The 21,740-nt window shown below is 64.6% G+C and carries 18 protein-coding genes and 1 pseudogene; 14 read left to right on the top strand and 5 right to left on the bottom strand.

The window, feature by feature from the left end; translation table 11 throughout:
* The first annotated feature begins 86 nt into the window (after nucleotides 1–86).
* The 7 genes from ASE58_RS10590 to ASE58_RS10560 all read left to right on the top strand — a co-directional run bounded on the left by ASE58_RS10590 (nucleotide 87) and on the right by ASE58_RS10560 (nucleotide 9,331).
* The gene (locus tag ASE58_RS10590; RefSeq protein WP_235513571.1) at nucleotides 87–1,181 is read left to right on the top strand and encodes a cytochrome P450; all 1,095 of its coding nucleotides are present in this window, start codon (nucleotides 87–89) and stop codon (nucleotides 1,179–1,181) included.
* Nucleotides 1,178–2,203 (top strand): hypothetical protein, encoded by a 1,026-nt coding sequence (locus tag ASE58_RS10585; RefSeq protein WP_055820800.1) that lies wholly within the window; start codon nucleotides 1,178–1,180, stop codon nucleotides 2,201–2,203. Before ASE58_RS10590 ends, ASE58_RS10585 begins: the two co-directional genes overlap by 4 nt.
* Nucleotides 2,204–2,297: 94 nt before the next feature.
* A complete protein-coding gene (locus ASE58_RS10580) occupies nucleotides 2,298–4,970 on the top strand; it encodes a TonB-dependent receptor plug domain-containing protein (RefSeq protein WP_162233522.1) in 2,673 nt (890 codons plus the stop codon).
* A gap of 255 nt (nucleotides 4,971–5,225) precedes the next feature.
* Nucleotides 5,226–5,636, top strand: coding sequence for a DUF2946 family protein (locus ASE58_RS10575; RefSeq protein WP_055820793.1), 411 nt, complete (start codon nucleotides 5,226–5,228; stop codon nucleotides 5,634–5,636).
* Nucleotides 5,637–5,721: 85 nt separating this feature from the next.
* Nucleotides 5,722–7,848 (top strand): TonB-dependent siderophore receptor, encoded by a 2,127-nt coding sequence (locus ASE58_RS10570; protein ID WP_055820790.1) that lies wholly within the window; start codon nucleotides 5,722–5,724, stop codon nucleotides 7,846–7,848.
* Entirely contained in the window at nucleotides 7,845–8,819 is a 975-nt protein-coding gene (locus ASE58_RS10565) for an alpha/beta hydrolase (RefSeq protein ID WP_082467896.1), read from the top strand. Before ASE58_RS10570 ends, ASE58_RS10565 begins: the two co-directional genes overlap by 4 nt.
* A 98-nt stretch (nucleotides 8,820–8,917) precedes the next feature.
* On the top strand, nucleotides 8,918–9,331 hold the full coding sequence (locus tag ASE58_RS10560; RefSeq protein ID WP_055820787.1) for a VOC family protein: 414 nt from the start codon (nucleotides 8,918–8,920) through the stop codon (nucleotides 9,329–9,331).
* Nucleotides 9,332–9,371: 40 nt separating this feature from the next.
* Here ASE58_RS10560 and ASE58_RS10555 read toward each other — a convergent pair whose 3' ends face one another.
* Nucleotides 9,372–10,583 (bottom strand): FAD-dependent monooxygenase, encoded by a 1,212-nt coding sequence (locus tag ASE58_RS10555; RefSeq protein WP_055820783.1) that lies wholly within the window; start codon nucleotides 10,581–10,583, stop codon nucleotides 9,372–9,374.
* A 103-nt stretch (nucleotides 10,584–10,686) separates the two neighbouring features.
* Between ASE58_RS10555 and ASE58_RS10550 the strand changes: the two genes are divergently transcribed.
* Complete coding sequence (locus ASE58_RS10550) at nucleotides 10,687–11,160, top strand: MarR family winged helix-turn-helix transcriptional regulator (protein WP_055820780.1); 474 nt, start codon at nucleotides 10,687–10,689, stop codon at nucleotides 11,158–11,160.
* A gap of 16 nt (nucleotides 11,161–11,176) precedes the next feature.
* On the opposite strand, the gene ASE58_RS10545 is transcribed toward ASE58_RS10550, so the two are convergent.
* On the bottom strand, nucleotides 11,177–12,019 hold the full coding sequence (locus tag ASE58_RS10545; RefSeq protein ID WP_055820778.1) for an enoyl-CoA hydratase/isomerase family protein: 843 nt from the start codon (nucleotides 12,017–12,019) through the stop codon (nucleotides 11,177–11,179).
* Nucleotides 12,020–12,147: 128 nt separating this feature from the next.
* On the opposite strand from ASE58_RS10545, the gene ASE58_RS10540 reads away from it, so the two are divergent.
* The gene (locus tag ASE58_RS10540) at nucleotides 12,148–12,468 is read left to right on the top strand and encodes a winged helix-turn-helix transcriptional regulator (RefSeq protein WP_235515911.1); all 321 of its coding nucleotides are present in this window, start codon (nucleotides 12,148–12,150) and stop codon (nucleotides 12,466–12,468) included.
* Nucleotides 12,469–12,498: 30 nt separating this feature from the next.
* Here ASE58_RS10540 and ASE58_RS10535 read toward each other — a convergent pair whose 3' ends face one another.
* On the bottom strand, nucleotides 12,499–13,485 hold the full coding sequence (locus ASE58_RS10535) for an alpha/beta hydrolase (protein WP_055820772.1): 987 nt from the start codon (nucleotides 13,483–13,485) through the stop codon (nucleotides 12,499–12,501).
* Nucleotides 13,486–13,565: 80 nt separating this feature from the next.
* On the bottom strand, nucleotides 13,566–14,336 hold the full coding sequence (locus tag ASE58_RS10530; RefSeq protein ID WP_156347693.1) for a GNAT family N-acetyltransferase: 771 nt from the start codon (nucleotides 14,334–14,336) through the stop codon (nucleotides 13,566–13,568).
* Between the two features lie 156 nt (nucleotides 14,337–14,492).
* On the opposite strand from ASE58_RS10530, the gene ASE58_RS10525 reads away from it, so the two are divergent.
* The 4 genes and pseudogenes from ASE58_RS10525 (at nucleotide 14,493) to ASE58_RS18565 (ending at nucleotide 17,355) form a co-directional block, all read left to right on the top strand.
* Nucleotides 14,493–15,539, top strand: coding sequence for an adenosine deaminase (locus tag ASE58_RS10525; RefSeq protein WP_055821141.1), 1,047 nt, complete (start codon nucleotides 14,493–14,495; stop codon nucleotides 15,537–15,539).
* 536 nt (nucleotides 15,540–16,075) lie between these two features.
* Entirely contained in the window at nucleotides 16,076–16,942 is an 867-nt protein-coding gene (bla, locus tag ASE58_RS10520) for a class A beta-lactamase (RefSeq protein WP_055820769.1), read from the top strand.
* 15 nt (nucleotides 16,943–16,957) lie between these two features.
* Nucleotides 16,958–17,245, top strand: a pseudogene (locus ASE58_RS18570) (hypothetical protein); the annotation flags it as partial.
* Complete coding sequence (locus ASE58_RS18565; RefSeq protein ID WP_082467950.1) at nucleotides 17,179–17,355, top strand: SDR family oxidoreductase; 177 nt, start codon at nucleotides 17,179–17,181, stop codon at nucleotides 17,353–17,355. The pseudogene ASE58_RS18570 and the gene ASE58_RS18565, both read left to right, overlap by 67 nt.
* 226 nt (nucleotides 17,356–17,581) lie before the next feature.
* On the opposite strand, the gene ASE58_RS10515 is transcribed toward ASE58_RS18565, so the two are convergent.
* Nucleotides 17,582–18,499: a LysR family transcriptional regulator gene (locus tag ASE58_RS10515; protein ID WP_055820766.1), complete on the bottom strand. Its 918-nt coding sequence runs from the start codon at nucleotides 18,497–18,499 to the stop codon at nucleotides 17,582–17,584.
* A gap of 171 nt (nucleotides 18,500–18,670) precedes the next feature.
* Between ASE58_RS10515 and ASE58_RS10510 the strand changes: the two genes are divergently transcribed.
* Nucleotides 18,671–21,703, top strand: coding sequence for a TonB-dependent receptor plug domain-containing protein (locus tag ASE58_RS10510; protein WP_082467894.1), 3,033 nt, complete (start codon nucleotides 18,671–18,673; stop codon nucleotides 21,701–21,703).
* Nucleotides 21,704–21,740 lie beyond the last annotated feature (37 nt).

The following is a 21,740-nucleotide window of genomic DNA, read 5'->3' as shown; positions in this document are numbered from 1 at the left end:
GCATGTCCCATGATTTCGATCCCCTTGCGCCAGAAACGTTCGACAGCCCACATGAGGATTATCGGCGGTTGCGCGCAACATGCCCCGTGGCACACAGCGATGCATGGGGCGGCTTCTGGGCGCTGATGAAGCACGCCGATGTCGCGGCGGTGGCGGCGGACTGGCAAACCTATCTCACGTCGCAGCAGAATGTCGTGCCGAAGGTCGCCTTTACCGGCCGCCGTCCGCCGCTACACCTCGATCCACCCGAACACACGCCCTACCGCCGCGCGCTTGCCCCGCTCCTGTCGGACCGCCGGGTCGCCGCACTCGAACCGGTGATGCGTCGCATCTGCCGCGATCTGCTGACGGCCATGGTCGCACGCGGCGGCGGCGACGTCTGCGCCGACTTTTCGTCGCACATGCCCGTCGCGGTGTTCGGCCATTGGATGAACCTGTCCGAACTTGCAGTCGATCAGCTCGCACAGGTCGGGCAGCGGTATAATATCGCGGTACAATCCAACGATATCGAACAGACGCGTATCGCCAGCGCCGCGCTGTACGAGGTTGCGCAGAACGTCGTCGCTGCGCGCCGGGCCAATCCGCTGGCGGTCGAGACCGACGCCACCAGCGCGTTGCTGGCGGTTCGCGTCGATGGCGCGCCGCTGCCCGACGAGCTGATCGTCGGCACCATTCGCCAGGTTCTCGTCGTCGGCCTGATCGCGCCCAGCGTCGTGATCGGCGCGATGGCGGTGCATCTGGCGCGCGACCCCGCGTTGCAGACGAAACTGCGCAATGATCGCGCGCTGCTGCCGGCGGCGGTCGATGAATTCCTTCGGCTCTACACGCCCTATCGCGGGTTCGCGCGGACGGCCGAGCGCGACGTATGCATCCGCGGGCGAACCATCCCGGCGGGCGAGCCGATCGCGCTCGTCTATGCTTCGGCCAATCGTGACGAAGACGTCTTCGAGGATCCCGACAGCTTCCGGCTCGACCGGCCCAACATGTCGGCGTCGCTGGCCTTTGGTCGCGGCCCACATATGTGCGTCGGCGCGGGGCTGGGTCGTCTCGAGCTGATCGTCGCGCTTGACGAACTGCTGTCGGCCGCGCCGGGCTTTGTGCTCGCGGGCGAGCCGATGCCGACCCGCTTCCCGGAGATCGGGGCGCTGAGCGCGCCGATCCGGTTCGAGCAGGCGGCATGACCGCGCCGCGCCGCAGGATCCCGATCGAGGGCTATATCCTGCTGTATTTCCTCGCCTATCTCCCCAACATCCTGGTGACGGCGGTGCTGACGCGGGTGCCGCATCCCGGATTGGGGCGCCCGCTGACCGGGCTGGAGACGCTGCCGGCGACGCTGATCCTGAACCTCGCCCTGACCTATGCCTTTATCTGGGTATCGGGCTGGCACCGCGACGCCCACGGCGTTCGCATCCTGGGCCTCCGCGTGCCCGTGCCGACCCGGTTCACGCTGCTGTCGGGGGTAGGGACCGCGTGCATCATCTTCACGGTGCCGCTGTCCTACACGTTCGAAGGGGTCAGCATCCCTTTCATCCAGCTGCTGATGCGGGGCGACGTCCTCCTGATCGCGCCGATCATCGACCTGATGTTCGGGCGGCGGGTGCGCTGGTGGAGCTGGGCGGCGATCGGTATCGTGGGCATCGCGCTGCTGACGACGCTCTACAGCCGGGGCGGGTTCGCCATGCCGCCGCTCGCGATCGTGACGGTCATTCTCTACACGCTCGGCTATTTCATTCGCCTGTCGGTGATGACGGCGGTCGGCAAGACCGGCAATCCGGCCGATGTCCGCCGCTATTTCGTCGAGGAAAAGATCTTCGCCCTGCCGATGTCGATCGTGATCCTCGCCGGGCTTTCGGCGGCGGGGCTGGGCGACCAAGCGAATGAACTGCGCTTCGGCTTCGTCGATATCTGGTTCGATGCGTCGCTGCCCTGGCTGATCTTCATCGCGGTCACGCTGACGATCGTATCGATCTTCTCGGTCATCATCCTGCTCGATCCCCGCGAAAACGCCTATTGCGTACCGCTGGAACGGGCATCGAGCCTGGTCGCGGGCGTCGTCGCCGCGCTGATCCTGGCCGCCGGATGGGGCATGCGGGCGCCCAGTGGAGCCGAACTCGCGGGCGCCGGCCTGTTGATCGCCGCCATCGTGCTGCTGTCACTCGCCCCCCGGTGGCAAGCGCGACGCAGTGCGGCCCGGGCCACCTGACACCAACCGATCGTCAAATTGCCAGCGCGCGACAGACGCGCAGGCGCAACATGGGAGAATTGTCGTGATCCATCGGATGCCGAAACCTAAAGCCGTGCTTGCCGTTCGCGTGGCCGGCAGCGCGCTGTCGCTCGCTCTCGCTTTCCCGGCGATCGCGCAGGTGGCCGAACCGGTCGCCCCGAACGCGAGCGACGCCCAAGCCGCCGAGGATGCGGCGCTGGAGGATATCGTCGTTACCGGATCGCGCATCCGGGGAACGGCGCCGGTCGGTTCCAGCGTGGTCGCGCTTGGTCGCGACGAGATACAGGCGGCGGGTGCCACCACCACGGCGGACGTACTGCGCCAGGTGCCGCAGATCGCGGCGATCGGCATCAATGCCGAAGGGTCGTCGGGCGCGGCCGCACCGTCGAACATCAGCCGGGCCAGCGCCCCCAATCTGCGCGGCATCGGCCCGACGGCGACGTTGACGATCATCGATGGCCACCGCGTACCGACACAGGGCACGCAGGGTCAGCTGGTCGACCCGTCGTTCATTCCGCCGCTGGCGCTGGAACGGGTCGAAGTCATCGCCGACGGTGCGTCCGCCATCTACGGCTCCGATGCCGTGGCCGGTGTCATCAACCTGATCCCGCGCAAGAATCTGGACGGGGCGGAGGTCAGCTTCCGTGTCGGCTCAGCCGATGGATACTGGGATTATCAGACGGGCGGGGTGGTCGGCGGTGGCTGGGGCAGCGGCCATGCGATGTTCGCGGTGGACCGCATCTGGAACTCGGCGCTGCGCGGCAGCGACCGGGATTTCGTATCCAGCGACCGCCGCCGGTTCGGCGGCGCGAACGGCCTGACCACCAATTGCGGTGTGCCCGGAACGCTGACGATCGGCGGCACGGCATATCGCGTGCCCGCAGGCAGCGGCACCGGGCTGTCGCTTGGCAATCTGGCCGCAGGGCAAAACAGCTGCGACAGCGCCAAGCTGGCCTATCTGATCCCCGAAACCGAGCGGACCAGCCTGTTCGGCTATGCCGAGCAGGAAGTGGCCGACCGGATCAAGATCTTCTCGCAAGGCTTCTACAGCGCCCGCAATTCCGAACAGTTCGAAGCGCTTAGCCTCAATGCCGTCACGGTACCGACCGGCAACCCGTTCCGCCCGACCGGGGTGGCGGCGGGCACGCCGGTGCTGTTCTCCGGGCTGTTGCAGGCGTTTCCGTCCGGCCGCACCAGGATCGAAACCGAAACCTATCAGGGGATCGTGGGCGCGGAGGCGCGACTGGGCGGTTTCCGGCTACAGCTGTCAGGGTCCTATGGCCGGGGCCGCGACAATACCGATCGCACGCAGGTCAACAATTTCTTCCTGAACCAGTCGCTGCTCGACACCAATCCGGCGACCGCGCTCAACCTGTTCACCGGTGCTGCCGGCAACAATGCTGCGACGATTGCACTCGTGACCAGCGGCCGTTTCAACGTGACCGGGCAAAGCACGCTCAAGACGCTGGAAGGGACGGTTGACGGCGCGCTGTTCACGTTGCCCGGTGGCGCGGTTCGCATCGCGGTCGGCGGCGAATATCGCGACGAGCGTCTGGATGGCACCTTCATCAGCAGCAGCCCGGTCAATGGTCAGCCCGGCACATCGGGTTCCAGCAACAGCCGCAGCGTCAAGGCGGTCTATGGCGAACTGGTCGTCCCGGTGTTCGGCAGCGGCAATGCCGTGCCGGGATTTCACCGGCTTGATCTCACCGGGGCGCTGCGCTGGGAAGAATATAGCGACTTCGGCTCGACGACCAATCCCAAGTTCGGCGCCAACTGGAGCCCGATCGAAGGGCTGACGATCCGGGGCAGCTATGGCACGTCGTTCCGCGCGCCCGGCCTGTCGGAAAACGATGCGCTGTCGAGCGGGGCGGGCATCTATCAGTTCCCCGCGCCCCTTGCCAACGGCACCTTCGTCTATGCCGCGCTGCTGGCTGGCGGCAATCCCAATTTGCGGCCCGAGACGGCAACCACCTGGAGCGCCGGGGTCGACGTTGCCCCGCGGGGCATACCGGGACTGAAGATCAGCAGCACCTATTTCAACATCGATTATACCAACCAGATCGTCGATGGCTTCGGTCGACTTTTCCTCTACCTCAACAATCCGACGCGCTATGCCGGCTTTGTCGGGCTGGCCGGTACCCCCGCCTTCAACACCTTGCGACAGACCTTCGCGAACAGCGGTTTCAGCGCGTCGCCGGCGCTCAATTTCGCCGATCCCACGCTCGCGCTGATCGATGCTCGCCGGACGAATGTCGGGGTGGTGCAGGCCGAGGGGATCGATCTACAGGCAACCTGGTCGCTGGAGACCGCGAATGCCGGTACCTTCACCCTCGGGGCGAACGGTACCTATTTCCTGACCTACAAGACGGGGGAAACCGGTGGTGCCTTGCTTGAGAGCAAGAACCAACTGGGCTTTCCCGTCGAATTCCAGATGCGCGGCAGCCTGGGCTGGCGCAGCGGCGGCGCAGCGGCCACCGTCAACTGGAACCATGTCGGCCCGTACCGGAATATCAACAGTTCGCTGGTCGGTCGGATCGGGGCCTACGACACCTTCGACCTCGATATCGGCTACAGCTTCGACGGTGACCCGCACAGCTTCTCCCGCGACCTGCGACTGGGGGTCAACGTGCGCAACCTGTTCGATCGCGACCCGCCTGATGCCGACCTGACGAACGGGTACGATCCGACCTATTCCAGCGCGTTGGGACGGATCATCGCGATCAACCTGTCGAAGAAGTGGTGATACACGTCGCCGGTGCGGTTCGGGGCAACCTCGCATCGCACCGGCCGCCGATTGCCCCTGCGTCAAGGCGGATAGGGAGTCCTAGTTCTTTCCCGAGCGCTACAACCGGGGAGATGATGCTTGTCCTGGGAACGGTCGGTTCGGCCTTTAGCCGCGCGGGCCGCCGCATCTGTGCAAAAGACGGCTAAGGCGTACGTCTCTGGTAGGGCGGATTGTCTCAGTGACACTGTCCATCGATACAGGTAGTTAGCGCGCGTGCAGGCGATCAGGCACCTTTTGGCGCAACGCCATCTGGCCGTGCTGATCTGCGCGGCCACGCTGCTGCTGAAGCTGCTGGTGCCGACCGGGTACATGATCAACAACGCGTCCGGGCATTTTGCCATCACCATCTGCTCCGGCACCGCTCCGCGTGCAATGACGATGGAAATGCCGGGGATGCATGGCGACATGCCCGATCACGGCAAGTCAAAGGATCATGGCAAGGCGGAGATGCCCTGCGCCTTCTCGGGGCTGTCGGCCGCGATGCTGGGGGCGATCGATCCCGTCCAGCTCGCTGCGCTGATCGTCTTTATCCTGGCCCTCGGGCTAATCGCGACCATCCCGCCGGCACCCTCACGTCCGGCATATCTACGCCCTCCGCTTCGGGGACCACCGGCCTACCTCTGACCCGTCATTCCGCGCCGCTTCATCCGGCGTGACCATGCATTGCGGCCCGCGCCATCAGGCATCGGGCTGGTCAAAGGTATCTCTCATGTCTCGAATACAACTTCTGGCGGGTGCCGCTGCGCCCTGCCTGCTGCTGGCGATGCCGGCTGCCGCACAGACCCAGGACACCTCTCCTTCAACCGACGTCGCTACATCGCAAAGCTGGACCGGCGAGATCATCGTCACGGGCACCCGTGACGGCTATGCGGCTCCCGAGACAAGCGCGGCCACGCGCACCGACACGCCGCTGATCCAGGTGCCGCAGTCGGTCCAGGTGCTGACCCGTACGCTGATCGAGGAGCAGGATCGCCGCACGCTGGGCGCCGCGCTGGTGAACGTCTCGGGCGTCACCCCGACGCGTTCGGACGAAGTGCTGTTCATTCCGCCGATCGTCCGTGGCTTCCCTGCGGAAGTGTATCTCGATGGGCTGTCGGTCTTTGCCGGCAACCAGCAGGCCTATGATCCCAACAGCCTCGTCGGCATCGAGCGGATCGATGTCCTGAAAGGCCCGACCGCCACGCTCTACGGAGGCGGCATCGGCACGCCGCTGGGCGGGGTCATCAACCTCGAAAGCGTCCGGCCGAACGACAAGCTAGGCGGGTATCTGGCGATGCGTGCCGGGAGCTTTTTGACCTGGAACCCTCACGGCGACATCAACGTGCCGCTCGCGGACGGGATCGCGGCGCGGATCACCGGCGAGTATCAAAGCAACGATAGCTGGATCGACAAGGTGCATGGCAACCGCTGGTCCGTGCAGCCCAGCCTTTCGGTCCGGATCGATCCGGCAACCGATCTGCTGCTCCAGGGGCAGTTCGGCCGTCGCCGCAATCTCGAATATTCCGGCCTGCCCGCCGATGCGGCGCTGGCCGGTACGATCGATCGCAATGCCTTTCCCGGCTCGCCGATCGATCAGCCGCTGACGACCAACGATATCCGCATGGGGCAGGCGACACTGCGCCACGCCTTCTCGGATCGTCTAAAGCTGACGGTGAGCGGGCGCAATTATTCGAGCGTGATCGATGAACAGGGCAGCTTCGTCTATCCGGGTCTCTTCCCCACGGGCACCGTCGCTCCGCTCTACGACGTGTTCCCGATCACCATGCGCAACCGCACGAAAGAGGCGACGGTCGATGCGAACCTGTCCGGTGACGTCGATCTGCTGGGCGGGACGCACAAGCTGCTCGTCGGGGCCAATTACGACTGGACCAGCTTCTACAGCGCGATGGGGCTGTTCGTCAGCGAAAGCCCCTCGGGCACGATCGACCTGTCCAATCCCAGCTATGATTTGCGGTATACCCCGCAGCTGCCGGTCAATTCCTACACCGACGATCGCTTCACCACGTTCGCCGGCTATGTCCAAGATCAGGCGACCTATGGCCCGCTCCATCTGACCGGGGGCTTGCGCCTGACCTCGCTCAAGTTCGTCGAGAACAGCAACATCGGCGTCGCCAACGACAAGACCTACACGCACCTCTCGCCCCGGATCGGCGCGACCCTCGACGTGGGGAAGGGCGTCGCGCTGTTCGCGGGCTATGCGACCGCGTTCCGCGCGCCGTTCGGTTTCATCGGCACGGTGTCGCCGGTGCCGGAGACGTCGAGCAACATCGAGGGCGGCGTGAAGCTGGCGCTGGCCGGCACCGGCCTGTCCGGCACCATCGCCGTGTTCCGCCAGACCCACGACAACGTCGTCACCGCCGATCCCGCCAATGTCGGCTTCTACGTCCAGAGCGGACGGCAACGCGCCCGCGGCGTCGAGTTGGACATGGTGTGGGAGCCGACGCCGGCCTTCTCGCTGCTCGCCAATTACGCCTACACCGACACCCGCGACGACGGCGTGGCACCTGGCGACCGGCTGATCCGCGTGCCCAGGAGCAGCGGGCGTGTCGCGGCCCGCTACCGGGTGCTGCATGGTCCGGCGAAGGGCTTGGGCGTAGGTGCCGGCATCAGTGCCTTTACCGCGCGCGGATTGACGCTGCCGAATACAATCGCGGTACCGGGCTATGCCGCGATCGACGCGCAGGCATCCTACGACGTCGGGCGGTTCACGTTGGGCGCGTCGGTGGTCAACCTCGGGAACCGCCGGGCCTTCGATCCCTATTTCTATCTCGGCTATCCGGTCGTCGCGCCCAACCAGCCCCGATCGGCCTATGTCACGCTGAAGGTGCGGATATGACCGTGGTACGCCCCGTATGGCGTTCCATCACGCTGGCGAGCCTGGCGGTAACGGCCGTGCCGTTGGCGACGATCGCAAGCGCGCAGATGCCGGCGACCAACGGGACGGTCATCCCGCTTTACCCCAAAGGCAGCGTGCCCTCGCTCGGTGTGCCCGAACAGCGGGATCAACTGCCGAACGGCGAGACGGTGATCTACGACGTGAGCGAACCAACGCTGGAGCTGTATCGCCCTGCACCCGGTCGCACCAACGGCACGGCAGTGATCGTTGCGCCGGGGGGCGGGTTCGTGGCGCTCGGCTATACCTTTGGCGGGACGGAGGTGGCACGGGCGCTGGCAGCGCGCGGCATTACCGCCTTCGTGCTGAAATACCGGACGATCCGGAGCGGCGACGGGCCGATGCGGATGCCCGACGTCCACATGAGGGAGATGGACGTCGTCATGTCGCGGGCGAAGACCGGCATGCCGGTCGAGATGCCGCGCTTCGCCGGCGAACCGCACGCGGTCGAGGATGGCGCGCGCGCGATGGCAATCGTCCGGCAGCGCGCGTCCGAATGGGGGATCGATCCCCGCCGTGTCGGTATCCTCGGCTTCTCGGCCGGGGCCTATCTCGCGGCCGATCTGGCGATCGGCGAGGTGGCGTCGCGTCCGGATTTCGTCGGCTTTATCTATGGCGGCCTGCGCACGCCGGTGCCTGCCGATGCTCCACCTGCATTCATCGCGGGAGCGGCCGACGACGAATATCAGCCGAACGATCCGGTCCTGCTCTACCAGGCATGGCGGAGGGCGGGGGCAGCGGCGGAACTGCACCTGTATGAGCGCGGCGGGCATGGCTTCGACCTTCGCCCACAGCGGACCCCGAGCGACCGGTGGTTCGACGCCTTTACATGGTGGCTCACAACCCGCCTGAGCGCACCGTCGCACGTGCCGCATCGCCCAGCGACTGACGCACCAATCGGGCCGGCAAAGTGACGTGCGGCACGGTTCGCCACGAGCGTCTTGCATAATAGTATATCGATAGTGATATTAATGTGCGGGCGATCGGGCCCTCATCAAAAGGAATATCGGCCATGTCCTCGCGCCTGCAATCACTTCACCATATCGGCGTCATCGTGCAGGACCTCGATGCGACGATCGCGTGGTATGAACGCCATCTCGGATTTGCGGTCCTGTCGACCTTCGGGTTTCCCGGTGCGCGGGTCGCGTTCATCGGGCGCGGCGCGGTGAAGCTGGAACTGTTCCAGATCGACGGTGCCGCCCCGATCGCGCCGGAGCGCAAGGAGGCGCTGAGCAACCTGCGGATCGGCGGGATCAACCATTTCGCGATCCTGGTCGACGATATCGACGCGACGCTGGCCGAACTGGTGGCGAACGGGGTCGAGCAGGCCTATCCGGTCAGCGACGTGCCAGACGGCAGCGGCGACCGCTGGGTCTTCATCCGCGACAATGAAGGCATGTTGATCGAACTCTATCAGGCCGCCTGATCGCGGGGGCCGGTCCCGGCGCTACCGGGACCGGCGCTCGTCACCTGACCCGCGCAGTCGCGAGCGAATATTCGGGCAGGTCGACCTTCTCCGCATCGCGCGCGAAGTTGCCCGTCACCAGCTTTTGCAGCGGTGCGGCGCTGACGACACGGGCGGCGGCGCGCAGCGCGCCGACGCCCAACCGGCTGTGCGGCCACAGCAGCCGGGGCACAATCCTGGGCAGGCCCTGACCCTCGTCGACATAAGGTCGCATCACCGTCTCATAGCCTTGTGCGGCTGCCCTCGGATCGGCATGCCGACACAATTCACCCACCAGAACATAGCTGCCGACAATCGCCAGTGTCGTGCCGATCCCCGACATGCCGGTCGGGCACCATGCCGCATCGCCGGTCAGGAAAACGCGGCCGTTCGACCACCGCTCCATCCGCACCTGTCGCATCACGTCGTAATAGAAATCGTCGGTCGCCTCCATCGCGTCGAGCAGGCGCGGCAATTCCCATCCGACATCGGCGAAGCGTTCGCGGACATGGCGTTTCTGGCGATCGATATCCCAATGTTCGGTCCCGTCGGCCTTGCCCTGCATGCCGATATAGACGCCCAGCGTCGTCGCCTCCCGATCAGGCTTCAGGATCGCGCCGCGCCCCTCGGTCGTGTTGTACAGCCGGGCATAGTCGCCGTCGTGATCGCGGCGGGGGACGGAGAAATAGGCGACGGTCATGTCCATCCAGCGCGGATCGTTCTCGCCAGGAAAAACGATATCGCGCGTCGACGACGACCCAACTCCCTCGGCGACGATGACCGTCGTATAGCGCCCGGTGCGGCCGCTGGCGAAGGTGACATCGACGCCGGTATCGTCCTGCACGATGCCCGCGACATGGTCGCCGAACCGCGTGTCCACGCCGTCGCCCAGATCGTCGAACATCAGCCGGGCGATGTCGCCACGGCGGATTTCCAGTTCGGCGGTAGGACCCCGGTCGCCGTCCCCGTCCACGCCGAAGCGTGCGACCAGCTGGTTGTCGCTGTTGACGAGGTCGGTGCCATATTCGCCGGTGCTGAGATCGAGCGCCGCCTGCTCCAGTGCCATGCGCCGCAACACCGCACGGCCCGCGCCGCGGACATCGACATTCTGTCCGTCTGTCCGAAACAACGCCGCCCGCTCGACCAGATCGACCGCAATGCCCTGTCGTGCCAGCCACCATGCCGCCGTGACCCCGGCGACGCTCGCGCCGGTGACCAGAACCCTGTCTTTCATGTCCAACAACCTCCAACGGGAATGGAGCTTGAACAAATATATCACGTATGATGTTACATCTTGACGCATTGATCTCGCTGCCGTCACCGCCCTACGGTGTGCCATGACCGACCGGACCGACATCCATCCCGAGGCGATCGCCGCGCCGGGCTATCTCGCCAATCATGCCGCGACGGTCTTCAACCGCGTGGTCGATGCGGCGTTGCGGCCGCACGGGGTGACGCTGGCGCTGATCGGGCCGGTCATGCTGCTGTCGTGGAAAGGGCCGATGGCGCAGCGCGACCTGGTGTGTGCGTCGGCGGTGAAGCAGCCGGCAATGGTGGCGCTGCTCGGGCGGCTCGAAACGATGGGCCTGATCGCCCGCACGCCGCACGAAAGCGACCGCCGATCGGCGGTTATCGCGCTGACCGAACGCGGGCAGGCCATCGCCGCGATCGGGCGCGAAGTACTGCTGGGCAAGAATGCGCGCGCGCTGCGCGGGTTCAGCGCGCTGGAGACTGATATCCTCGTCACCCTGCTGCACCGGCTGATCGGGAACCTCGAAGCCGATGAGCAGGATGAGGGAGCGACCGCCTGACGCGGCGGGCCGACCGTCAGCGGCGCGGGTGCAGGATGGCTTCGAGGTTGCGTTCACCGTCGCGTGTCTGCGCGCCGTTCGCCAGCGCCCGGCGCGTCAACTCGGCCGCAGCCGGTCGTGCAAAGGTCTCACTCAACAGCGTGTTCTGGACCAGCAGCGCGTCGAGCGGATCGACGAAGTTCGCATCGACCGCCGCCTTCGCTGCCGCGATCACGCCATCGGGGAGTGCCGCGATATCCTGCGCCAACCGGTCGACGAAAGCATCGAGTTCTACGTCAGGCACCGCGCGGTTGATCCAGCCGTAACGCTCGGCGGTTGCGGCATCGATCAAGTCGGCGCCGAGGATGATTTCGAGCGCGCGTGCCCGCCCGACCAGGCGCGGCAGATAGACGGTGCCGCCGGCACCGGGAATGATCCCGGTCGGTGCCTCCATCTGCGCCATCGCACCGCGCTCCAGACTGGCGAAGCGCATGTCGAGCGCCTGCAGCAACTCCGCACCACCCCCGCGCGCCTTTCCTGCCAGCTTGCCGATGGTGACCTGCGGCAACGTGCGCAGCCGTTCGAACAGCCGCTGCATCGGGTTCAGACGAGCGTCCTGGTCCGTGCCGATCGCGAGGTCGGCAAAGGCCGACGGGTTATCGACGAACGCCATGTCGCCATGGGGAACGAAGAAATCCGGGTCGGCGCTCGCGAACACGATCACCCGGATCGCATCTTCATCCCTGACGCGCGCGGCAAACGTATCGAGGTCGGTCATCAGCCGCGCGTCGAGCAGGTTGAGCGGTGGGTTGTCGATTACGACGTGCGCCACGCCGCTGGATGGCGTCACCCGCAACGTCGCGAAATCGGAATAGGTCATGCATCATCTCCTGATGCGACACAGGTAGCGATTGCGTACCTGGTATCAATCAGGCACTATCAAGCGACCAGGTATCCTTGGGTGAACCTATGCCAAGCGAAACGTCATCGTCGCCTTTCACCAGTCGCGTGCTGCTTGACCAGATCGCCGACAAATGGACTGCGTTGATCCTTGGCGCGCTATGCCCGGGACCGCTCCGGTTCAACGCGCTGCGCCGGTCGCTGGACGGCATCACCCAGACCTCGCTGACCAAGACGCTGCGGCGACTGGAGCGGAACGGGTTGCTGCACCGGACGGTGACGACCGAAGCGGTGATCGCCGTCGAATATGCGATTACGCCACTGGGCCGGACGCTCGGCCCGCTGTTCCAGGCGCTGGATAGCTGGACGCAGGATCACGTCGCCGAGGTCGAATCCGCACGACGTCGCTATGACGGCTCGGCCGACTGAACCCAAAAGCCGACCCCGCCGCCAAAGGCCTCAACACCAAATAGCCTTGGCAAACCGCGACACCTCGCTCGCCAGCTCTCGATCTTCGGGTGTGTTTCCTTGAAACCCGCCGTGCGGCATCGCCTCGAAGACGTGCAGTTCGGCCTTCACGTCCGCCAGGCGCAGTGCGCGGTGCATACGTACCGCGTTGGACAGGAAAAGGTCCCGCGTCCCCGACTGGAGGAAGGTCGGTGGAAAGCCGGTGAGATCGCCGAACAGCGGGGATAGGTACGGATGCGACAGATCGGCGCTGCCGGCATATAGCTGGTTGTTCCGCATCAGCGAACCAGGCAGCACCACATCGACCATCTGGTTCACTTCGAAGCTGTCACCGGATTCGGTCAAATCCACCTCTGGCGACAGGAGGATCATCCCGGCGGGCATGGGCAGCCCTTCGTCCCGACCGCGTAGCAGCATTGCCGCCGCGATATTACCGCCCGCCGATCGTCCGCCCACGATGATGCGTGACGGCGAATGGCGTTCCAGCACATAGCGATAGGCCGCCAATGCATCATCCAGCGCAGCCGGATAGGGATGCTCGGGCGGCATTCGGTAATCGACGCCGTGGCAAACCACTCCATGCTGGTCGGCCTGCATCCGGGCCTGTGCCCGGCAAGCCTCACCGCCGCCCACCACCAGCGCACCGCCATGGAAATCGAGATAGGCGCAACCCGGTTGCTGCGTGGTTTCGGGCGTCGCGATGTGGATCGTGGCGGTATCGGTCAGGATCGTCTGTACGGTTGCCCGCAACGTGCCAGCGAGTGCCTTGACCGCCGCCGCATAGTGCCCGTCCGCCGCGGCCTTCACCTTCATCCACCCGGCATAATCGTCGGGAAGCGGCATCGCATAAAGCGCGTTCAGCGGCACGCCGTCGTCGTTCACCTGCCGTTCGAGGCTGTCGCGCGCCTCGGGACTGATGGATGCTGGAAAGGGAATGCGACGGCTTTGGACCGCGACACCGTGTTTTTGATCGCTCATGTCGTTACGCTACTCTCAATGCCAACAGGTTACAGGTGAGCGCAAGAAGTCGGATCGCCCATGGGTGCCTCCTTATCTCCTCACCCATCGTTCCACCAAAGGAACAGCAGGCGAGATCGAGAATTACGAATGCGCGACCTTGAAGCCGTAATGGGATCGGGCACGTCGGATGCCACGATCCACTTGCCGAACAGCGCAAAGCCGCACGATTTGGCGAGGGCGACGGATGCGAGGTTATCGAGCTGGCAACGATACTGCGGCTCATATCCCTGTCGCCGCGAGAAATCGCTGATCGCCGGGACGACCGCGCGTGCGAACCCTCTTCCCCGAACGTCGGGAAGCGTCAGCACGCCCAGGTCCGCGACCGGAGCGCCGTCCCAAAGGCATGCGCTGGCGACGCTGACCAATCGATCGCCGTCAAAGCAACCGAACACCGCCCAGTGATCGATCTCCACGAACGCATCGTCGCGGTCCTGCTCCGATGCATCGGCTTGGAACGCCTCGAATGCAGTGCGATCCTCGATCGTGAGGCGACGCGCGGCTACCGATCGATCCGGTGCGATGCAGGTGCCGGCGGGAAGGTAGAACAGATAATCCGGATCGTGCAGGCTAACGCCGCCGCGTGCCAATTGGTCCTGAATGCCGGCGATCGACGTGGCACTTGCCGCATGGGGACCAATCCGGTCGACCAGCTCGGGGCGCAATACGGTTCGCACCGATCCGTCCATCCCCTCCAGCATCATCGCCGGACGTTTTGGGTTCAGCTTCTCGCTTACCGTCCATGTCGAGCTGCCGTCGCCGGCAAACACTTCATGCCGGTACTCCAGAACGGGCTTGGGAAAGATCGTCATGCGGCGGGACTACCACAGCGGCACGCTGCCCCGGCAGCCCATTTCCCCAATGGGATGGAGAAACGGGGAAACGGGCAATTTTCCTGTTCTATCGACCTGCATTCGAAAATGACCTGTGCCATTATCGATCCCGCATCGACTTGCTATACCTCGCCGATGGATATCGAGACGTTCGTGCGCGGTCTACCCAAGACCGATCTGCACATGCACCTGGAAGGCAGCATCGAGCCTGAGCTGATGATGACGCTCGCTCAGCGGAACGGCATCCCGCTTCGCTGGGAGACAGCCGATGCGCTTCGTGCGGCCTACCGGTTCGAGAACTTGCAGTCCTTCCTCGACCTGTATTTCGAGGGATGTCGCGTGCTGGTCACGCAGGCCGATTTCCATGACGTGACGCGGGCGTACCTCAATCGCGCCCATGCCGATGGCGTGGTCCATGCCGAAATGTTTATCGGCCCCCAGAGCTTCACCGAACGAGGCGTGCCGATCAAGGCTTTGATGAACGGTGTGCTGGATGCGATCACGGATGCACAGGCAGGTATCAGCGCGGGCCTGCTCATCAGCGTCCACCGTCACCGCAGCGAGGCCGACGCCATTGCTATCCTAGACCAGATCATGCCGTGGCGGGACCAGGTAGTCGGCGTCGGCATGGGCGGGGCGGAACGCGGCAATCCGCCATCGCGTTTCGCCCAGTTCTACCGGATTGCTCGGGAACGCGGCTTCCGCACGTGCGTACACGCTGGGGAGGAAGGGCCAGCCGCCTATGTCCGCGAGGCGATGGAAGTGCTGGCGGTGGATCGCATCGATCACGGTAATGCCTGCCTCGACGATCCCGATCTGGTTGCCGATCTGGCCGATCGGCGTATTCCGCTAACCGTCTGTCCGCTTTCCAATCTGCGGCTGAAGGTCGTGACGGACCTGAAGCAGCATCCGCTCAAGGCGATGATGGCGACGGGCCTGCATGTGACGGTCAACTCCGACGATCCGCCATATTTCGGCGGCTATGTGACGGAGAATTTGCTGGCGTGCCGCGAGGCTCTCGACCTGTCGGTTAAGGATCTGATTGGTCTTGTCCGCAATGGGATCGAGGCTGCCTTCCTTGCGCCGGACGAACGATCACGCCTGCTGACTGAGTTGACGCATTATGTCGCGCGGCAGGGCTACGCTGAACCTCATACCTTCCCTTTTGTGCTTCCCGGCTAAATCGGGCCACCATGCCCGGCAGCACCGCGCGAGCGAGCTACAAGACGCCAATGACGTCAGGGTTTTGCCTGCGAGGCCTAGCCTTTCCAGCGTGTGGGCGGCGACCGCTGCCGGCCGCGGGATCACGGTGCGGACCAGAATTGGCCTCCCGGTAAACCTCATGGCACGGGACGCTTCCGATATAGGGCTTCCCATGCTTCCAGCCGTTCCATTGTATCAGGTTCGTGGGGAAAGCCGACCCACCGCAGCCGTGCGGGTTTTCGAAGAGGCGCTGCTCGGCGTCGTCAGGGACTGGCTGGATTCAGCCGATCCGGTGTCGGTCGATCCGGCACCAGCAGCGCCGGCCGCCTCGTTATTGGCCTGATCGATATCGGGGAGAGACGCAGCGTGCTGGCTGCGCTGGAAAAGACGCAGTGGAACAGTGCTTCTCCGAGTGCACGCGCAGCCAGAAAAGCCGTGGATACGGGGGTGCGGTAGCGTCGCGGCGTCACCTCGGGCAGAAGGCGGCGGTGAGAGTCGTGGAGGTTAACGCGCGTATGACGGTCAATCGCCGGGTGTTCATCGTTGGCGGCGCGTCATTGACGCTAGCCGGTCAGGGGCATGCCCAATCCCACGACCCCGCAACGTCGTTTGCGAATGTGGAACAGTTGCATGGTGGGCGACTGGGCATCTTTGCCCTGGATACGCAGACCGGACGCTCGCTCGCATACCGGGCCGACGAGCGCTTCAAATTGATGAGCAGCTTCAAGGGGCTGCTGTCGGCGATGATACTGTTGGACGTGGCAAAGGGACGGGGCAGTCTGGATGCCCCGGTTCGCTATCAGCCATCGGACCTGATACCCGCATCACCGGTGACGCAGGCCAATGTCGCGCGTGGGACGATGAGCGTCGGCGAGTTGTGCGAAGCGATCATGTACCGCAGCGATAACACCGCGGCCAATCTGCTCATGCGCCGTGCCGGCGGCCCGGCCCGGCTCACCGCTTTTCTGCGCAGCATCGGCGACACCGTCTCCCGCATCGACCATTACGAGGGGGATTTGACCGGGCACCCCCTGCCAGCGGATAGCACGTCACCGCGCGCGGTGACCAAGGCGGTTCGGCAGATCATGCTCGGCACGATCCTCCCGAGCTTTGCACAGCGACAGTGGGAAGGATGGATGGCCGGGAACGTCCTCGGTCGTACGCGGTTGCGTGCCGGTTTCCCGGCTAACTGGGTCTCGGGCGACCGAAGCGGCACGGGTGACGGCATCTGCAACGACTTCGCCTTCGCCCGGCGCCCTGCTGCGGCCCCCCTTCTGCTCAGCGTCTATTACGCCGCGCCGGGATCGGAATTGGCGGATCAGGAAGCGGTGCTGCGCAAGATCGCCCGACTCGTCGTCCAGTGGCAGACGCCTTCGCGGTGAACCGCCGCGGCCGAACGCGCCTTCGATGCCATTCGCGTCAATCTGGTCGTGCCGGGGCCTATCGATACAGCGATGATCCGTGAGGTGGTCGGCAAAATTGGCGCGCGGGCGCTGCGCAAGAAAGTACCGCTTGGACGAATCGGCGAGGCAGGGGAGGGCAAAGGCCGGCGCCTTCCCGCTGTCCGACCAAGCGAGCTTCATTACCGGCGCCGAGCTGACGGTGGACAGCGGACGGACTGTCGCGCCGGTCGGCCTGCTCTGACGCGACGACACCAGCTGCGCAGACGCTGGTCAAGCGCGTAGGCAAAACCGACGATATCGCGTCTTGCGTCGAATGGCTGTTATCCGACCGCGCGGGATGGATGACCGGGCAGACCCTCTCCCCCAACGGCGGAAGCGTGCTGGTCCGGTAAAAGCTGCAAAAAGAACAATGGCACTGGCGCTCGTGCTACTGGCCATCGGCGGCCTGCTCTTCATCGGTACTGTGTTTTGCTAAGCCAAACAACAGGCAGTATTTCCGGGGGCCACAACGCTACGCCGTGCAGCCAACAACCAACCTGACCAAGTAGGCCGCCACTTTTTTAGGCTGTCGCGCTCGGCCTTGTCTCTCGCTAGCTCGCGGCCCAGCCGTTCCTTACTCTAACGTTCGCCTGAAATGAGATGCCCGTCGCGGTGGAGCAGCCTGCAATGCGACAGAAAGGCGGCGGCGGCCGGGGATAGCGAGCGGTGCCTCAGATACGCGATGCCGATCTTGCGCTCGATGACCGGCTTCTCCAGCGGGCGCCAGGCAACCGCGGGGTTCGCAAGCATCGTGATCGTGGAATGCGGCAACACGGTCACGCCCAGCCCGGCGGCAAGCAGGCCACCCATCGTCACCAATTGCGAAACTTCGTACAGAGGACGAACCGTAATCCCGGCGCGCAGCAGAGCGGCATCAGACATGGCGCGAACACTGCTGCTGGTCGCCATCGCTAAAAAGGGTGCCTCCGCCAGCGTCGACCACGGTGCTTCGCCCATAATGTCGAATGGCGATCCCGATTGGAATGCGAGGACGCAGCGATCGGCGAACAGCGGTTCGAACAGGTAATCGGGTTCGTTGATTTCGGTAACGAACGCCAGATCGATCTGGCCATCGCGAAGCTGCCGGTAAAGCGTCCCGGCAATATCGTCGCGGATCACGATTTCGACCGAGGGACTGCCTGCAACGTAGCTGCGGATGACGTGCGGCAGGGAGGCGGCGGCGAAGGACGGCAGCGCACCGATCACGATCCGCCCGCGCATGCCCGTCAGGTCCTTGGACAGCGTAGCGAACGCATGGTCGAAATCGGCGATCAGCCGCTCGACCGTCGGCAGCAGCATCGCGCCGGCGCTCGTCAGCTCGACATGGCGTGAACTGCGGTCGAACAGGCGGACACCCATGTCCTCCTCCATCAAGCGGATCGTCCGGCTGAGCGCGGGTTGCGACAGGTTCGCCGACCGGGCGGCCTCGCTGAAACTGCTGGTGCGGGCCACCGCCATGAACAGACGCAGCGTTGCCAGATTGGGGGTGCGGCTCATCCGGTCCTTTCCTCCATCGATCAGCTTTTCGGATTGATCGATGCCAACATTCTATTTTTATAATCATACCGAACGATTGATAACGCGTCGAGCGGACGAAACCGGCGCCAACAGCTGGATCGCCCGACAAGAGCCGATGTCCAGTCGGCCGTCCTCACAGGGGAGGTTTCCATGCAAGGTCGTAAGACTCGTTTCACGCGCACCAGCCTGACCGCATTGGCGCTCGGTCTCACATCGCCTGCCATTGCCGGCACATCGGCCATCGTCGGACAGGATGGCTCGGCTGGCTTGCCCGCGCCCGAGATAGACGCCGCACAAACGACCAGCGCACAGGACCCTGCGGCTGGTGCGAGCGTCGCGAGATCGGCCAACGCCCCGACCGGCGTTGCCGGCGATGCGGGCGACGATGTCGATCAGCAGGGCGCGCTGTCGAACGATGCCAAGACCGGCGAGGGGGCGGATATCGTCGTCACCGGCACCAATATCTCGGGCGTGAAGGCGGTCGGCAGCGAGGCGGTTACGCTGACGCGCGAGACGATCATCGCCAGCGGCGTCGCCTCGGTCGCCGATGCGGTCAACACGCTGCCGCAGGTCCGCAACCTCGGCGATTTCCGCGAAGGCGGGACGCAGGGCTCGTACAACTCGCAACAGGGTTCCGCGATCAATCTGCGCGGGCTGGGTGCGCAGGCGACGCTGACATTGGTCGACGGCCACCGCGTGGTCGGCACCGGTGCTGCGTCCAATTTCACCGAAGCCAATCAGGTGCCGATCGCCGCTGTCGCCCGGATCGAGGTGATCGCCGACGGCGCCTCCGCCATCTATGGTTCGGACGCGGTGGCGGGCGTGGTCAATTTCGTGCTGCGCAAGGATTTCAACGGCATCGAGGCATCGAACCGCGTCACCAACCAGTCGGGCGGGTTCCAAATCCAGCCGTCGATCACCGCCGGCACGACGTGGAGCGGCCTTGGCGGCCTTGGCGCGGGCAATGTGCTGGTCAGCTACGAATATACGCACCGCGATCCGTTCCTGCGCGCCAAGAACCGCTTCCTGTTCAATGATCTGCGACCATTCGGTGGGCCGGACAACCGACTGAACGGCACCACCGCCACGCTGGCGGGGCCGGCCAATATCTATGTCCAAAATGCCGACGGGTCACAGAACCCGGTGCTGCCCAGGGCCGGTTTCTACACCTATTACGGGCTGCTGCAGGGGGCGAATGTCGGGCTGACGCCGGGTGACCTGCTGGTCAATCAGCCGAACCTGACCGACAATGCCTATTATAACGACTATACCGGGCGGCTCGACCGGCATCAGGTGTCGCTGTTCGCCAACCAGGAATTCGGCCCCTCGATCGAGGCGTTCGTGCAGGGGACCTATTCGAACCGGCACACCTTTTCCCGGTCGCCGGCATCGGCGGTGCAGAATGTGACGTTGTCACCGTTCCTGCTCGACGCCAGCGGCGCGGTGACGGCAACGCGCAATCCCTATTATATCGCTGGCATCCCCGGCGTGGCGGCGAACGCACCGCTGAACGTGCAGTATAGTGCGCTGAAGGATATCGGTTCGAGCAACTTCGACAACCGATCCGAAACCTATTCGATCACTGCCGGGGCGCGGGTGAAGCTGCCATGGAGTTGGCGGGCGGAGGGTTACTACACCTATGGCCGCGACGAGGCGTGCAATTATTGCCAGAGCGGGACCAACATCAATCCCAACGCACTGCAATATCAGATCAATCTGGGAACGATCAATCCGCTGAGCACGCTGGCGCTGACGCCTGCGCAGTTGGCCACGATCGCCGGCGACAATGTCCAGCGCAGCGGCAACGGGCTGGACAATGCCCTCGTCAAGTTCGACGGACCGTTGTTCGCGATTCCGGCCGGCAGCGTGCGCGCGGCGTTCGGCGGTGAGCGTAACAAGCAATACAACTTCAACATCAACGGCGCGAACCGCAGCGCCACCAACGAGTTCCTGCTCGACACCACCGCCGACAACAGCCGCCTGTCGCGCACCATCTGGTCGGCGTTCGGCGAACTCTATGTCCCGCTGATCGGCGAGGAGATGGGCATCCCGCTCATCAAGAGCCTGACGATCGACGCCGCGATCCGGTACGACGATTATTCGGACGTCGGTTCGACCTCCAATCCCAAGATCGGCGGGACATGGGTGGTCAACGACATTCTCAGCCTGCGCGGATCGTGGGGCACGTCGTTCCGCGCGCCGTCTCTGCCGGACGTCAACCTGTTCTCCTATTCGGCGGTCGGCGGCTTCGCCTTCTCGAACAACGATCCGCGGGTCGTAAACGGGGCAGGGCCGGGCTTCACCAACATCGGTGTGGTCGTCGGATCGAACCCGGAATTGCAGCCGGAAAAGGCAACCAACTGGTCGGTCGGCGGCAATCTGAAGCTCGGCGACTTCACTGCCGAGGCGACCTATTACAATATCCGCTATACCGGCCGCATCCAGCAGCCCAATTCGATCGCGGCGTTCCAGGCGGGAGCCTATCCCGGTTATAACGGCTACAGCCAGTTCATCTTGCCGATCGCGAACCCCAGCGGCTGCGTGAACACCGATCCGGCGACCTTCGATCCGGTGCTGCGCACCTATCTCAGCCGGACGCTGCTCTATGGTACGCTGCCCAATCCGTGTGCGGTCAACGTGCTGATCGACGGGCGCAACGCCAATCTGGCCGCGACCCGGCAGGACGGGCTGGATGCGTCGATCAACTATCTGCACAAGTTCGATGCGCTGACCGTAAATGCATCGGCCGCGGTCAGCTGGACGATCAGCAACGAGGAGCAGGTCGTTGCCGGCGCGCCGTTCGTCGACCGGCTGGGCTTCTACAACTCGCCGACCGAATGGCGCGGACGGGGTTCGCTCGGGCTGCTCTATCGCGGGGTCAGCGCCAACGCCTTCGTCAACTATATCGGTTCCTATCTGAACGATCTGGCGCTGGGCCCGATCGGCCAGTCGATCCCGCCGCAAAAGGTCGATGCGTGGACGACGGTCGACCTGACGCTCGGCTATGCCGCCGACCTGAAGGATGCCGGCACCCCGTTCAGCGGGCTCCGGACGTCGATCACCATCCTCAACCTGTTCGATCGCGATCCGCCGATCGCGATCACATCGAACGGCGCGTTCAACGGCGCCTATTCGAACCCGTTCGGACGGACGGCGACGATGCAGGTTACGCTGAATTTCTAATCGCTTGCGGTCGCATCGCATTCGGTTCCACGATGCG

Origin of the sequence: Sphingomonas sp. Leaf9 (assembly GCF_001421355.1) — a bacterium.
GTDB lineage: Bacteria > Pseudomonadota > Alphaproteobacteria > Sphingomonadales > Sphingomonadaceae > Sphingomonas.
This window is presented reverse-complemented; position numbering and strand designations above follow the sequence as displayed.